Raw genomic sequence first — 13,944 nt, 5'->3', positions numbered from 1 at the left:
TGTCGCTCATTTTTCTGTGTAAAAAAAGGTCTCTTATGTTCTTTTACCACATAATGTTACTATTTTGGAGATGTCTAGTAATTCATTGCGGCACAGATAGATTGTTGGGGGATGCACCGAGACTTATTGAGGTTTATGGCGGGAATTCTGAAGATTGGGATAAAATGACAAGTATTGAGGCTTTTGAAATTAATGGAGCTTCGGTACAAGTCCATTGGTTTCGGAACAGTCAGACTCTTCAAGATGTGGAGTTTAAGTTCAAGCGACAGTATCCCAAAACAGCCCCTAAAAATCTGTAGGTAATCAAGTTATGAAAATTCGTTGTATTGCTAATACTGGTGAATCTCTCCCTGAAGAATATATAGATCCGCCACGCGGTTACACTAGAAAGGTTGAGTTACCGCTAACTATAGGCAAGGAATATGTTGTTTATGCTATCCGAGAATGGAAAGGGACTATTTGGTACTACATCTGCAATGATAATTATAGCTATTATCCCATCCATAATCCGGCGCCGATGTTTGAAGTGGTTGACAGCAGAATTTCTAAGTATTGGCGGTTTGAACTTTCGCCCAATGGATTGTTAATGATAGCGTTTGAACAGTGGTTTACTGACCCTTATTTTTATGATAAGCTGACAGACCAAGAAGAGGCGGAGGTTGAGATTTTTGAGAAGGTTAAGGAATTGATGGATGCTGAGGATTTTGCTTTGCCTCCGCTGGATGTTGCCGTTGAGAAGTTGCCCGAAACTGTCAGTGTTTGAGTGGACAAGTGCGATCGCAAATTGTTTCTTACCACCTTGACTCACATACCTTCAAATGGTATCAAATAGGAAGCAGCATAATTTGGTCAAAAAAAATGGACGAAAAAGTTGAAACCAATAAGAACTATGAGACAGTGGGTGATGATGATGTTTTGTTATTCGTCGGCAATCAAGCAACTTTTCTGGTACGAAGGTTTAAAGAGCTAGCCGCTAGCAAGTTTAGTGAGATACTTGGGCTTACTGCACAAAAGGAATCTCGCCAGATATCACTAATGTATTGGATGAAAGAATTGTGTATTAACGAAGAAACAAAAATTATGGCAGGGGATATAAAGTGGAACTCCCCTAAAGAAGGAATCGATTGTCAAGTTCTCAAAATTGGTTCCAAGGGTTGGGAAAAAGGAAAGGTTAAAATCGAAGTTACAGCACTTTTCAGGTAAGTGAAGTACAGAGAAACCGGGTTTCTTGAATAAAACCGATTTCTGGCGAGAAATCCAGAAGAAACCGGGTTTCTGGGGTGTACTTCATAAACCTGGAATCCGCTGTATGTGTTGGTTACACTCACACCTGTGTTGTGAGACTCACATCGAATTGCTATAGTTAAGTTGTCAGACGATGGGGGATTAAAGTGCGAACTCTTAACCGATTGGGTTTACCCCACCGCTGCTAGTCATCCCCCTTACGGGTTTCGACTAAAAGAATCGCACTTACTTCAGTATTATTACTATAGTCTAAACAAGATTGGTTATGTTATATTTTTAATATATCTGTACAAAAAGAAGAAAATCAATGCTTAAACGTTTTGGAGTTGGTGCTGTACTTCTGGTTTTAGCAGAATGCTTATCCGGTGGCGCTGCTTTGGCAGATAATTTTGGGGCGATCGCTACATCGGATGCTACAAGTGCCTATGGTTTTAGCTACGACCACTCAACTCGTGCTGCGGCTCAAAATAAAGCATTGGCAGAGTGTTCTAAAAATGCAGAGGATTGCGCGGTTCGAGTCTGGTTTAAGAATAGCTGTGGTGCTGTATCGGACAATGGTACTCATGTTGGTTGGGGACTTGGTGATTCTCGCGCCGAAGCTGAAAGCAAAGCAATGAGCGCACTTGAGGGTTCAGGAAGCCTAGTTGCTTGGGCTTGTACCACACGATAACTCAACTTTGAAATTGGGAATTGGGAATTGGTAATAGGACTAGAGACTAGAGAAAGTTAGACCGTCACCGCTCCGACGGCTCCGACTTGTACCCTAAGCATAAATACTCACCAACACCCGCTCCGACCGATTAAAACGGTAAAACCCTTTGACTGTATGTGTTAAGGGTTTTTTGATAGTTTGTAATGAGTATAAATGCTTAGGAAATATTGTGAACACTACAAATATGTTACAAAATCAATCTATTATCTATAACAGTTGATACAGCGGATTCCAGGTTTATGAAGTACACCCCAGAAACCCGGTTTCTTCTGGATTTCTCGCCAGAAATCGGTTTTATTCAAGAAACCCGGTTTCTCTGTACTTCACTTACCTGGAAAGTGCTGTAATAAAAATTTCAAGTCAGGGGAAGCGCAGACATCTATAAAGTTTTGTCCTGATGAACCACTAGAGTCCAAATCTCCTTTAGATGATATCAGACAATCCGAGGAGTATAAAAAGCTGAGTAATAATAACTGACTTCCCGATCGCGATTACAATACAATAATCATCGCACCTATATCTGAATCTTAGATTTTCAACCGCAGATGAGGGCAGATGTACGCGGATGAACGCTGATGTTGTTTGGGATGGACTAATGACAAATATAGAAGAATATGTCGATCGCACCGCTGAACTGATAAACTTACCCTTAGACCCGGAACATCGTCCAGGCGTTGTGGTAAACTTCGAGAGGATAGCTGCGATCGCCCGACTCGTTACTGAGTTTCCTTTACCCCCAGAAGTAGAAGTCGCGCCGGTGTTTGAACCTTAGATTTTTAACCGCAGATGAGGGCAGATGAACGCAGATGAACGCAGATGTTTTTTAGATAAGGCTGATGCGGTTGCTACGGCAGCGGCTGTTAAATGTGGTAAGGTTACGGCTACAGAGGCGGTAAGTGCTGCTTTGGAACGGATTGCTGTTAAGGATAAAGCTTTTAATTGCTTTACTGCAATCACTGCATCAAGCGCACTCGCAGCAGCCGAAAATATTGATAATTCGATCGCAAATAACCAAAACCCAGGCCCTTTAGCAGGCGTTCCCTTCGCTGTCAAAAACCTGTACGACATCGGCGGACTTACTACTCTAGCAGGGTCGAAAATCAACGCTGACAATCCTCCGGCTACCCAGGACGCGGCGGTGGTCGCCAGACTCAGACAAGCTGGTGCAATCCTTGTAGGTACGCTGAACATGGATGAGTACGCCTACGGTTTCGTCACCGAAAATAGTCACTACGGGCCCACTCGCAATCCCCGCGATACTACGCGCATCGCCGGCGGTTCCAGCGGCGGTTCCGCAGCAGCAGTCGCCGCCGGTTTTGTACCCATCACTCTCGGTTCTGATACTAACGGTTCCATCCGCGTACCGGCTGCTTTGTGCGGTGTCTTTGGGTTTAAGCCTACTTACGGCCGTTTGTCAAGGGCTGGCGCTTTTTTGTTTTCGAGTAGTTTGGATTGTGTGGGGCCGTTTGGCCGATCGATCAGAGATATGGCGCTGCTGTACGATATCCTGCAAGGCCCTGATTCTCGTGACCCTGTTTGCACTCAACGCCCGCCAGAACTTTGTTCGCCGCAGTTAAATCAAGGCATCGAAGGATTGCGAATTGCTGTTGCTGACGGGTATTTCGCCACAGGGGCCGAACCGGAAGCAATGGATGCTGTAGAAATAGTTGCTAAAACCTTGACAAACGTTTTAAATTGTGGTATAAGCACGGAAAAAACAACAAACCCCCCAAAAATAGGGGGGCTTGCGACTGTCAGCATACCGGAATCCGATCGCGCGCGCGCCGCAGCGTTTATCATTACCGCCTGCGAGGGGGGAAACTTGCATTTGGATAATTTACGATCGCGCCCTCAAGACTTCGATCCCGCCACGCGCGATCGTTTTTTGGCTGGAACCCTGATTCCTGCGACATGGTACGTGCAAGCGCAGAGATTTAGACAGTGGTATCGCGATCGAATTCGCGAAATATTCCAATATACAGATATCATTCTCGCACCCGCAACTCCGATCGCCGCTCCTGAAATTGGTGTCGAGAAAATGGTCATCGCCGGACAAGAAATATTAGTGCGTCCCAATCTGGGACTGTTCACTCAACCCCTATCATTTATAGGCTTGCCAGTTCTGTGCGTGCCCGTACAGCGGCCCGGCGCTTTGCCCTTGGGAGTACAAATTATCGGTGCTCCCTACAGCGAAGCGGTGATTCTCCGAGTCGCTGCGGTACTAGAATCGCAAGGCATTATATGTGCCGAATCAATTTAGTGCTAGTTCTAGGGTTTGTTGTTGCGGTGGAAGCGTCTCTTAGTGCGTCTGGCAATAGCTTTGCGCTTCTGCTTTTCGAGGGGGGTTTCAAAGTGGCGGTGCTTTCTCATGTCGGGAAAAATTCCCGCTTTGGAAACTTGTCGCTTAAACCGTCGTAGGGCTGACTCAATCCCTTCATTTTCGCCGATTACAACTTGGGTCATTATTTCTCCTGTGGTTCGTTAGATCAAGTTTTATCATATCAAGGTTTCTGGCGGCGCGACCTGTTGGATGTCGGGCGATCGACCAAAAACCTTAAAATTATACCAGAAAATAGGTTCGTAGTGAGGACTTTAGTCCTTCTTAGTTACCCACTGAACTCCGCACAACAGTCAACAGTCAACAGTCAACAGTCAACTGACCAACTGATTTTCCTGCCGCAAATAAGCTTGAATGAACGGTTCTAATTCGCCATTCATCACATCTAGGATGGCGGTGGTTTCCACTCCAGTCCGCAAATCCTTGACCATTTGATAGGGGTGAAACACGTAATTCCGAATTTGGTTGCCCCAAGCCGCCTCCACCATGTCGCCGCGAATCTCGGCAATTTCGGCAGCGCGCTGTTCCCTCGCAATCACCAATAGCCGCGCTTTCAGCAATGCGAGAGCTTTTTCTTTATTTTGCAACTGACTGCGTTCTTCGGTGCAGCGGACGGCCAAACCAGTCGGAAGATGAACGATGCGGACGGCGGTTTCTACCTTGTTAACGTTTTGTCCGCCCTTGCCGCCTGCGCGGGAAGTAGTGACTTCTAAGTCCTTTTCTGGGATATCCAGCTTAACGGATCGATCGAGCACTGGCATCACTTCCACGCCCGCAAAACTGGTTTGACGCTTGTCATTAGCGTTAAAGGGCGAAATTCTCACCAAACGGTGAGTGCCCTTTTCCGACCTCATGTAGCCGTAGGCGTAGCGGCCGACAATTTCCAAAGACACAGATTTAACACCCGCTTCTTCTCCCTCAGAAATCTCGGTTAAATGTACTTTGTAACCTTGACGTTCGCCCCAGCGGGTGTACATCCGCAGCAGCATTTCTGCCCAATCTTGAGCATCTGTACCGCCCGCCCCGGCGTTAATTGTCAAAACTGCGCCACCTTCGTCGTAGGGCCCGGATAGTAATTGTTGCAGTTCCCACTGGTCGAGTTCGCGGGTTAACTGGGAAAGACTGGCTGAGGCTTCTTGGAATAGGGACTCGTCGGCGTCTAACTCCAGCAGTTCTAAAATAGCTCTAGCGTCTTCTAGGCTAGTCTGCCAGCCGTGGTATTGGTCTAAATGAGATTTAAAGTCATTTAGTTCTTGGAGGGTTCCTTGGGCTTGATCTTGGTCATCCCAGAATGCTGGTTGGGCGCAGATTTGCTCTAAGTCTTGGATTTTGGCTGTGAGTGCGGGGATGTCAAAGATAGTCCTGGGTTGTACCCAGGCGATCGGACAATGTTTCGATATTATGTTTGATGTCTAGAACTTCCACTGTTACTTTTCCTAGTTGTGGGGTGTACTTTTGAGTTTAGCTGAAATTTTGATCTAAATGTGCAAATCAATTTTTCAGCAGCACACCTGCTTTGAGGAATGAGTCAAGTTTGCCGTCTAGTACCTCGGCGACGGCTGTTGTTTGGATGCCTGTACGGAGATCCAGAACTTTGCCCGGGAATCGCTGTCGCTGGCAAATTGATATTCCCGAATTGGTTGGTTAAGGACTGTTGTTAGGCGATCGCACTGAATGTCTGAAATTTCTGCAACTTCTTGCCTTTGCATAATAGCAAACAGTTTGCTCTTGAGAACCGCCACAGCCTTGTCTTTATTTTGCATTTGACTGCGGCATCCGTCACATCTTGCGGAAATACCAGTCGGGATATGCACAATCTTCACCCAAACTTTGGTTCCGTTACAATTCCCGCCGCTAGGAGGCAAGATTAGTTCTAAATCCTGCTGGGGAATATCTAGTTCTACGTACATTGGCACAACTTCCACCGTTGCTGTAGTCGCCCGCTTTCTGGTAATGTTAAAAGGCGATTTACGTTTCAGTCGGTGCATTCCGGTTTCTGAATTTAGATAGCCGCAAGCATAACGTCCGTCTATTTCCAAAGTTGCAGAATTAATTCCTACTTCTGGCGCTGGGGAATATTCAACGTCTGCAACTTTATAGCCTCGGTTGTGTCCCCAAATAGTATACATTCTCAGCAACATTTCTGCCCAGTCTTGAGCATCGATATCGTTATTTCCTGCATTAATTATGAGGTAAGCTCCATTTTTGTCACGAGGTTCGCTCAACAATTGCTCTAATTCACTCTCTTCTAGAAAGTGGTTTAGGTCAGCTAAATTAGTTTGAAGTTCTTGCTCTAGTTCGTCGTCTGCTTGAAATTCCAGCAACTCGACTGCTGCGTTAATATCTGCTAAACAAGTTTGGCACTGGTTGAGTTTTGCCCGATCGAATTGCAGTGCGTCTAGTTCTTGGAGTATGGGTTCAACTGTGTTGGTTCTGTTGCCCGATGCCGGCTGTGCTGTTAGCTGTTGTAACTTTTGGCTTTCAGCGGTTATTGATGAGCTAAAGACAGTCTTGTAGGCGGTTTAGGCGATCGGACAAAGTTTCGATATTGTGTTTGATGTCTAGAAATTCCACTGTTAGTCCTCTTGATTTTGGGTGGTAATATTGATTTTAGCGGAAATTTCGACATTTCAGCAATTAATTCAGGTATCCGTGTCCAAATCCGTGTCGTGCCTTCCTTCTTATATGTACTGCGAACCTGTGGAATTGAAAGTTTTACCGCATTCGTGAGCGCATACGTCTAACCTTTTGGAACATGAAAAACTTTTGGTGAGGTCTTCGCGAAACCAATCACAGGCGATCGCATCTTTGATAGATTTAGTTCTGAGAGAATTAAAGCCCTCGCCGTACTTTTCAAGTAAAGCCAGCATTTGCGGTCTGTAAGTGTGGTTATAAACAGCGTATTTAGTATGGCTTACCCAACAGCAAGGCCAAAGTTCAGCTTCAAAAGAAATGAAAATATCTTTGCTGGCTTGAGTTTGACAGCTAATTTCTACATTACGGTAGTAATTATTTAGGCTACCAAATGTTTCTACAGCTTGGATAAATTGGTCTCCCTGTGGATTTTTATATTGTTCCAACGATGGGGGTTGGAGTTCTTCGCTGGCTGGCTTTGATGGGACAGAACGAGTTGGTTCGGGTGCTTGAGAGGTTTCGATAGCTATAGCTTGATACCAAGCATAATTGGCTTTTTCTGGTTGCTCCAACTGTGTCAAAACTTGAGCTAAATTGCGATAAGCTCCGGCAAAATTGGGTTTAAGCTCGATCGCCTTTTGGTAATAAGCACTAGCTGGCTGCCACTGTTGCTGTTGAGCATAAAGACTGCCGACATTAGCATAAACTTCTGGAAAATTAGGCTGAATTTTAAGTGCCTTGGCGTAACAGTCTGCTGCTGCTTGCATCTTCCCCAAACCTTGAACAGCATTGCCTAAAGTTTTCCAGGCTGCTGCAAAATCAGGTTGAATTTTTAGGGCTTGTTGGCTGGCTGCGATCGCCTCTGAGAGCTGTCCTTGTTTCAAACAGTCCTCCGCTTGTTGGTGCAACCCAACAGCGGTCTGTGTTTGATTTTGAGGGGCTGACGCATTAGTTGTTGCTGGTTGGTTGGGGCGATCGCTCTTAGCATCTACCTGAGAGTTTTCTGCCTTTTCAGGCTGTTGATTTGCGGACTCTTTGTCATAAATCTCTTTCGCCACAAAACGAGAGGTAGCTTTCGGTACAAACTCGACAAATCCTAGTTGTTGGGCTAAATCCCGCGCTGCTTCTACTTGGTGCTGGTTGTGTTCAAATATCAAGTAGTGCCATACAGCTTTTCCGCCTGCTTGGATGAAGGAATTAACAGACTGCATTATCCTGTCCCAGTTGGTATTTTGGCGGTAGATGCTGTTAGTATCGGCCAACCCGTCGATACTAAAAATTACGCGATCATGTTCTCCTGTCATCGCCTGTGCCAGGGCTTGCCACCAGTCTGGATTGCGTCCGCTACCGTTGGTGTACAGGCAGATATGAGGAACTCCCATGCGGTGCAAATATTCGATCGCAGGAATTGTGGTATTGCTAGTCATAGCATCGCCGTAGTTGCCGCACATATACACCAAATCCAACTGAGAGCAAAACTCTTGTGGAAAAATTCTCTCAATATCCTCCATCTTTAATTCCGCCCCCGGCAAAATCGGGTTGCCGGTGCGGGGACACTGCGGGCAAGCTGCATTACACCGGGATGTAATTTCTACGCTGACTCTCCTGATATCTTCATATTTTAAGTACATGAGTGTTATTCAATTAATTTGTGATTAATTTTGAAATCGCGATCGACAGAATTAGCGCAGTCAACCTCAAATATAAAATCTCAAATCGACCGATCGCTATCTTGGTTGTAAATCTTAATCAAAAACCGCAGCCGGATGTCGATCGAGCTGCGGTTCTTTTTAAGCTAAACTTGCGTTGATTAATCGCGGCCGTTGAGAGCAATCATCAGGCGCAGAATGAAGATGAACAAGTTGATGTAAGTCAAGTACATCGACAAAGCGGCTGGCAAATATTGGTCATCGCGGTAACTGCGGGGTAGTATGTAAAAGTCTACAATCGCAGCGCCAGCAAATATAAACACGCCGATGCCAGAAATGCCAATTTCCAACCAGGTTGGGGTGTAGACGCCGAAAAGAGAGAGCAGAAACTGACCGCCAACGACGACTAACAAAGCAATCACACCTAAACTGATAGTTTTGGTGAGAGCCATGCCGTCTTGTTCAGAAAGGTTGGAGCCAATTTGGCGGGCGGCGATAAAGGTAATACCGCATCCGAGGGCTGCAAAACCGATGCCGGAGATGCCGACTCCTTGGGTTCTGAGGGCTGTAAAGACCAATCCGCTAAGGGTGTAGCCGGAAAGCAGGCTGTAGGTTGCCAGCAGGGGTAAAGCGGTGTTTTTGTTGCCTTGTTCGGCGGCACCGCGGGCGACGAAGAATAAAATTAATTCTACGACGATCGCGGCGATGAATGTGGGAAAGAAGATCCCGGGATAGTTACGAATCACTCCGAGGCCGCCGTAGGTGCCGACAGCAGTTAAGACAAGTCCGCCGCCCACGAAGGGGAGAGCGTTGGAGATGACGTTGGGGCCTACCAGTGCGTGGTTTTTGGCCTCGCGCACGGCTTCGCGGAAATTGCTAGTGTTACTCACGAGGATTTACCTAATTTTGGCTGAGAATTGCTATCTATCATTTTGACAGCTTTACACTTTGTTTGCAAAACCTGAAAGAGTTTAAAGATTTGATAAAGAACGGGGGTGAAATCACTCCAAAGCGGGGATCGATTGTTTATAATCGACTGCGTACAGGTCTGTGCCGTGTAGCTGTCTCGCACCGTTGCGCCTCGCGGCAAAGCTATAATTTAGTTTAAAGGGCCGGCGCTGCGGCCAAGGGCTAGCTTAAAGTCGCTCAAATCACAGATAGCCGAAGTCAATCAATTTTGGATGGGGGATTTACGATTGGGGATTATGGAGTATATGCTAGAGGCAGGGGCCACAGTTGATTTTGGGTTTTTGATTTGCGAATTAGTTGAAACTAGGAACCAGAAACTTCAATAATCTAAAATCTAAAATCTAAAATCGGTTCCGTTAATTGCTAAGGTAGCTCAGACAGAGAATACCAATAAAATTAATGAATAGATCGAGTTCGATCGACAAAATGCCAAATAGGTAATATCTAATGTACACCTTTTTCGATCGCAAATTATTGCCACCTGCCGCCGGAATTTTATTAGCCGCAGCCATTATTTCCGGCGGTCAAGCTGCCGTTGCAGCTAATGTCCGAGCCGTTTCTACCGCTGCTGAGCGGCAGGGTTCAGAAAATTTGCTGCTGGCTCAGACCGGTCAACTCCCCCAAAGTACAAATTCTTCAACCCCGAACCGGGGGACGGCAAACCGCGTACCTCTGCCCGTGAGAATTCCTGAGCCTTCGACGGTGGTAGGGTTGGGTTTAGTTGCGGGTTCGCTGGCGGTGAGTCGCCGGAGAGTGAGAGTTAAAAATTAGACTTTTGGCTTTTGGCAAAAAGTCTAATTTTGGGATTTTTAACCGCAGATAAACGCAGATAAATGCGGCTATCAGGATTTTAGCCGATCGCGTCGCGTAGAGCATTTTTAGTCATAGCTGCGATCGACTGTTCGGTAGCTTTCGGCAAATGATAGTATTTCCCTCCAGAAGTCTTGGCCAATTCCTTCGCAAAGCCAGTCGAAATGAATTTGCTCTCAGTGTCAATCACCAGCAACTGCATTCCCAGGCCGCGAATTTTGGCAGCAATTTCTAACAATTCCTTCTTAATATCCGGCTTTTCGCCATCTAAAATCGGTTCGCCCAAAGAACGAGCCAAAGGAATATTACCGCGCCCGTCAGTAATAGCGACAATCGCCACTTGACCAATATCTCCCGACTGCCGCGCGTTAACTCCCACGCGCACCGCTTGCGTCAAACCGTGGGCGAGGGGCGAACCACCGCCGCAGGGCAGCCGTTCCAAACGCTTGCGGGCCAAGGCTATCGAGCGAGTCGGCGGCAACAATACTTCTGCTTGCTCTCCGCGAAACGGAATCAGCGCCACTTGGTCGCGGCTTTGATAAGCTTCGGTGAGTAGCTGCATGACTGCACCTTTGGCCGACTGCATCCGGTTGAGGGCCATCGAACCGGAAGCATCCACAACAAATACCACTAGAGCCCCAGCTTTTCTCGCCAAGCGCTTCGCCCGAATGTCTCCCTGTTCCACAAATACGCGCTTCTCTCGATTAGGGCTCTCGCTGGCGGTGGGTTGCTGGTCGGAATTCCTGTCGCGGCGGGCTTTTTGGTATGGTGCGGCGGCTCTGAGAGTCGCATCTACAGCGATGCGGCGGACGGGGCCTTTGGGCAATACTGGCTTGACGTAACGGCCTCTATCTTCCGAGAAAATGGTGCTTCTGCTGCCGGATTTGCCTTGTTTGTTGGCGGATTGTTGGGCGAATAAAAGCACGCTGGGGTCAAGAATTACGCCTTCGGGGTCAAACAGAAATTCTTCGGGAATGGTATCTTGTTCTGGTTCTTCTTGAGGTTCTGGGTTGTCTTCGTTTTCTTGGTTGTCTTCGTCTTCTTGCTCGTTTTCGGGTTCGTCTTGTTCTTGTTCTGACTGCTTTTGTGGCGGTGGTGGCGGGGGAGGAGGAGGTGAGTTTTCGTCTGGGGGAGTTTGGATGACGGTGGCGCGGGGTACGATGACTAATTCTACGGCGCGGCGCAGGTCTTCGGCGTTAACTTCTGTGCGTCCTTCGATGGCGGCGGCGGCTTTGGCGACGCGCACTGCGAATATTTCGGCGCGGTGTCCTTGAACGCCGCCCCGGATGGCTTCTTCTACTAGGTAGGCAATTTGTTCGCGTTTAATGCTGACATCTTTGAGCCATTCTCTGGCTAGGATGATTTGGGTTTTGAGGTTGTCGGTGTCTTCGGCGTATTGGTTGAGGAATTCTTGGGGGGAGCTGGAGTAGGATAAAGCTTGTTCTACTGCGTAGACTCTTTCTTCTAGTTGGAGTGCTGCGTCGGCTGAAAGTACGATCGCGATGCGATCGAGCAAATGTTCTCTCAACGGCCCTTCTTCGGGGTTGTAGGTGGCGATGAATAGAGGTTTGCAAGGGTGTTGAAAGCTAATCCCTTCCCGTTCTATTTGGTTGCGACCTTCGGTTAATACTGTGAGTAATTGGTTGGAAATATTGTCATCGAGGAGGTTGATTTCGTCTACGTAAAGTACGCCTCGATTTGCTTGGGCTAAGAGTCCGGGTTGAAATACGGTTTGGCCGAATTTTACTGATTGTTCGACATCGACTGAACCTAAGAGTCTGTCTTCGGTTACACCCAAAGGAATTTGAATGAATGGTGTGGGAATTATTTCAGTATTTTTTGGGGAATTAGTATTTGTGGAACTGGCATCTTGCCCGTTTTCTTCTAATAGAAAAGATGCCAGTTCTGCAATATTTTCATCGGGTTCGGCGTTGCAAAAAGAATCTTTAACAATTTCAATGGGTGGCAGTAAGGAGTGCAAGGCGCGGGCCATTACTGATTTTGCTGTCCCGCGGCGGCCTGCGATCGCAACTCCTCCCAATCCGGGATCGACTGCTGCTAACAGCAGGGCTAATTTGATTGCTTCTTGCCCGACTACGGCGGTGAGGGGAAAGGCTGTGGTGGAAGGGCTAAGGTTGGCTGCGGGCATAGGATTTTCGGATGTAAAAATTTGAACTTAATGTTTAGCTTACTTCTTGGAGTATTTTAACTTCTTGCGGCAGAATCACGGTAAAAGTTGAGCCAACTCCTATTTCCGATACTAGCTCTATTTTGCCTTGCAGCAGCGTGACGAGCCGCGATACTATTGCTAATCCCAGGCCAGTGCTTTCGGTGGGAAAGAGCTGTTTGCCGGCTTCTCCTGCTTGAAAGAAGGGATCAAAGATGCGGTTTGTATCTTCGGGGGCGATGCCAATGCCGGTATCTGTAATTGCGATCGCCCAATTTCCTTCTCCAGCAGGGTGGCAACTTAATTCGATGCTACCAGATTCTGTATAGCGAATGGCATTGCTCAGCAGGTTGATCAGAATTTGTTGCAGCCGCCCAGAGTCCGAGATTACTTGTGTTGGGCCGCAGTCGCTGGTAACAGCGAGCTTTAGTCCTTTAGCATCAGCAATTGGCTGCATCATTTCTACTACGGTGTTAATTACCGATCGTACATTAGTTCGCTGCAGGTTAAGTTTAATTTTTCCGGCATTAGCGCGAGAAAGTTCTAGTGTGTCATTAATCATGCGGAGCAAATGTCTGCCGTTACGCAATACTCGCTCGATGTGTTCGATGCCGGGGAGGGTATCTTTGACTTCAGATTGCCATTTTTCTTTTCGCAGGAATAGTTCGGAATAACCAATAATTGAGTTGAGAGGAGTTTTGAGTTCGTGAGCCAAATGGTAGACGTTTTCTTGATTGACGCTGACAAGGCGAGAGAGTTCTTGATTTGTGAGTTGTAACTGAGTTTGGATTTGTTGAAGTTCCCGCAGCCTCTGAGCGACGTAGCTATTGAAACACTGGGCAATTGCTTCGTCTAGTACGGCATCTATCAGCCGAAAAGCTCTGAATACGTCTGCGACGCTTCCTGCTAGCAATTCGGCTTCTAAATGGGAGAATATTACTTGACGCAATAAATGGTATTCGCGGGCTATTTCTGCGGCGTCGTAGCCTTGTTCGGCTCTGAGAAATCCGTGATCTAAACTGGCTTCAATTATTAGTTTTATTTCGCTGTTTTGATATTGGGAAAGCACTGTGGCCATCGCCGCCAGCAGGTAAGGTATGTGATTTTCGATTGCTGACTGCGGTAAGGCTGCAGCGGTTTCAATTTTCCGATCCTGACGTACTGCTTCAATCCAGTTTTGGACGATAGTATCGGTTTTGTCGGCAAGCACTTGGCTGTAGTCCATGATGTCGGCGTGGGGGTGAAGTTTGGCAGATATTGCCCATGCTTCATTGTAGTTGAGCGATCGCTCGATCGCCATACCAAACTTCGGGCGATCGCGACCCTGCCAAAAGAAGTAGTTTTGAGGTGATTTTTTCCCTGTGCCGGATCTCTCTCTAGGGGTCGATCCCAGCTTGTTGCTGCCAAAATCAGCACTTAA

14 protein-coding genes and 1 pseudogene are annotated in these 13,944 nt (G+C 47.0%); 8 read left to right on the top strand and 7 right to left on the bottom strand.

The features are described from left to right. Nucleotides 1-35 precede the first annotated feature (35 nt). The 6 genes from QUA58_RS17980 (at nt 36) to QUA58_RS17955 (ending at nt 4,217) form a co-directional block, all read left to right on the top strand. On the top strand, nt 36-299 hold the full coding sequence (locus QUA58_RS17980; RefSeq protein WP_333395138.1) for a hypothetical protein: 264 nt from the start codon (nt 36-38) through the stop codon (nt 297-299). An 11-nt stretch (nt 300-310) separates the two neighbouring features. Next, on the top strand, nt 311-763 hold the full coding sequence (locus QUA58_RS17975; RefSeq protein ID WP_333254552.1) for a hypothetical protein: 453 nt from the start codon (nt 311-313) through the stop codon (nt 761-763). Nucleotides 764-858: 95 nt separating this feature from the next. Next, nucleotides 859-1,203: a KGK domain-containing protein gene (locus tag QUA58_RS17970; protein WP_333254554.1), complete on the top strand. Its 345-nt coding sequence runs from the start codon at nt 859-861 to the stop codon at nt 1,201-1,203. A gap of 349 nt (nt 1,204-1,552) precedes the next feature. Next, nucleotides 1,553-1,915, top strand: coding sequence for a DUF4189 domain-containing protein (locus QUA58_RS17965; RefSeq protein WP_333254556.1), 363 nt, complete (start codon nt 1,553-1,555; stop codon nt 1,913-1,915). Nucleotides 1,916-2,552: 637 nt separating this feature from the next. Then, nucleotides 2,553-2,729 carry a DUF4089 domain-containing protein gene (locus QUA58_RS17960; RefSeq protein ID WP_333123882.1) on the top strand — a complete coding sequence of 59 codons (177 nt, stop codon included), beginning with the start codon at nt 2,553-2,555 and terminating at the stop codon, nt 2,727-2,729. Nucleotides 2,730-2,753: 24 nt separating this feature from the next. Further along, on the top strand, nt 2,754-4,217 hold the full coding sequence (locus tag QUA58_RS17955) for an AtzE family amidohydrolase (protein ID WP_333395135.1): 1,464 nt from the start codon (nt 2,754-2,756) through the stop codon (nt 4,215-4,217). Between the two features lie 8 nt (nt 4,218-4,225). Here the strand turns inward: QUA58_RS17955 and rpsU are convergent, their stop codons facing one another. The 4 genes and pseudogenes from rpsU to QUA58_RS17935 all read right to left on the bottom strand — a co-directional run bounded on the left by rpsU (nt 4,226) and on the right by QUA58_RS17935 (nt 8,560). After that, a complete protein-coding gene (gene rpsU, locus QUA58_RS17950) occupies nt 4,226-4,420 on the bottom strand; it encodes a 30S ribosomal protein S21 (protein ID WP_006632476.1) in 195 nt (64 codons plus the stop codon). Between the two features lie 189 nt (nt 4,421-4,609). Then, nucleotides 4,610-5,720 (bottom strand): peptide chain release factor 2 gene (prfB, locus tag QUA58_RS17945; RefSeq protein ID WP_333395134.1). Its coding sequence is split into 2 segments (ribosomal slippage): nt 4,610-5,647 and nt 5,649-5,720, totalling 1,110 coding nucleotides; the frame shifts between segments, so codons are not numbered across the junction. 66 nt (nt 5,721-5,786) lie between these two features. Next, nucleotides 5,787-6,869: pseudogene (locus tag QUA58_RS17940) on the bottom strand (PCRF domain-containing protein). Nucleotides 6,870-6,976: 107 nt separating this feature from the next. Next, a complete protein-coding gene (locus QUA58_RS17935) occupies nt 6,977-8,560 on the bottom strand; it encodes a tetratricopeptide repeat protein (protein ID WP_333395132.1) in 1,584 nt (527 codons plus the stop codon). Between the two features lie 20 nt (nt 8,561-8,580). On the opposite strand from QUA58_RS17935, the gene QUA58_RS17930 reads away from it, so the two are divergent. Beyond that, entirely contained in the window at nt 8,581-8,739 is a 159-nt protein-coding gene (locus tag QUA58_RS17930) for a hypothetical protein (RefSeq protein ID WP_333254567.1), read from the top strand. Here the strand turns inward: QUA58_RS17930 and QUA58_RS17925 are convergent, their stop codons facing one another. Next, the gene (locus tag QUA58_RS17925) at nt 8,740-9,468 is read right to left on the bottom strand and encodes a Bax inhibitor-1 family protein (RefSeq protein WP_333254569.1); all 729 of its coding nucleotides are present in this window, start codon (nt 9,466-9,468) and stop codon (nt 8,740-8,742) included. A 526-nt stretch (nt 9,469-9,994) separates the two neighbouring features. On the opposite strand from QUA58_RS17925, the gene QUA58_RS17920 reads away from it, so the two are divergent. After that, nucleotides 9,995-10,318 carry a PEP-CTERM sorting domain-containing protein gene (locus tag QUA58_RS17920; protein ID WP_333254572.1) on the top strand — a complete coding sequence of 108 codons (324 nt, stop codon included), beginning with the start codon at nt 9,995-9,997 and terminating at the stop codon, nt 10,316-10,318. A gap of 79 nt (nt 10,319-10,397) precedes the next feature. On the opposite strand, the gene bchD is transcribed toward QUA58_RS17920, so the two are convergent. Further along, the gene (gene bchD / locus QUA58_RS17915) at nt 10,398-12,506 is read right to left on the bottom strand and encodes a magnesium chelatase ATPase subunit D (RefSeq protein ID WP_333254575.1); all 2,109 of its coding nucleotides are present in this window, start codon (nt 12,504-12,506) and stop codon (nt 10,398-10,400) included. Nucleotides 12,507-12,540: 34 nt separating this feature from the next. Beyond that, on the bottom strand, nt 12,541-13,824 hold the full coding sequence (locus tag QUA58_RS17910) for a HAMP domain-containing sensor histidine kinase (protein WP_333395131.1): 1,284 nt from the start codon (nt 13,822-13,824) through the stop codon (nt 12,541-12,543). Nucleotides 13,825-13,944: the final 120 nt, after the last annotated feature.

This window comes from Microcoleus sp. N9_A1, from assembly GCF_036701795.1.
In the GTDB taxonomy this organism is placed as follows: domain Bacteria; phylum Cyanobacteriota; class Cyanobacteriia; order Cyanobacteriales; family Microcoleaceae; genus Microcoleus.
This window is presented reverse-complemented; position numbering and strand designations above follow the sequence as displayed.

Excerpts from the sequence above, each read along its gene's own strand:
- QUA58_RS17980 (WP_333395138.1), top strand. The coding sequence starts at position 36 with ATGTTCTTTTACCACATAATGTTACTATTTTGGAGATGTCTAGTAATT.
- QUA58_RS17975 (WP_333254552.1), top strand. The coding sequence starts at position 311 with ATGAAAATTCGTTGTATTGCTAATACTGGTGAATCTCTCCCTGAAGAA.
- QUA58_RS17970 (WP_333254554.1), top strand. The coding sequence starts at position 859 with ATGGACGAAAAAGTTGAAACCAATAAGAACTATGAGACAGTGGGTGAT.
- QUA58_RS17965 (WP_333254556.1), top strand. The coding sequence starts at position 1,553 with ATGCTTAAACGTTTTGGAGTTGGTGCTGTACTTCTGGTTTTAGCAGAA.
- QUA58_RS17960 (WP_333123882.1), top strand. The coding sequence starts at position 2,553 with ATGACAAATATAGAAGAATATGTCGATCGCACCGCTGAACTGATAAAC.
- QUA58_RS17955 (WP_333395135.1), top strand. The coding sequence starts at position 2,754 with ATGAACGCAGATGAACGCAGATGTTTTTTAGATAAGGCTGATGCGGTT.
- rpsU (WP_006632476.1), bottom strand. The coding sequence starts at position 4,420 with ATGACCCAAGTTGTAATCGGCGAAAATGAAGGGATTGAGTCAGCCCTA.
- QUA58_RS17935 (WP_333395132.1), bottom strand. The coding sequence starts at position 8,560 with ATGTACTTAAAATATGAAGATATCAGGAGAGTCAGCGTAGAAATTACA.
- QUA58_RS17920 (WP_333254572.1), top strand. The coding sequence starts at position 9,995 with ATGTACACCTTTTTCGATCGCAAATTATTGCCACCTGCCGCCGGAATT.
- bchD (WP_333254575.1), bottom strand. The coding sequence starts at position 12,506 with ATGCCCGCAGCCAACCTTAGCCCTTCCACCACAGCCTTTCCCCTCACC.
- QUA58_RS17910 (WP_333395131.1), bottom strand. The coding sequence starts at position 13,824 with ATGGCGATCGAGCGATCGCTCAACTACAATGAAGCATGGGCAATATCT.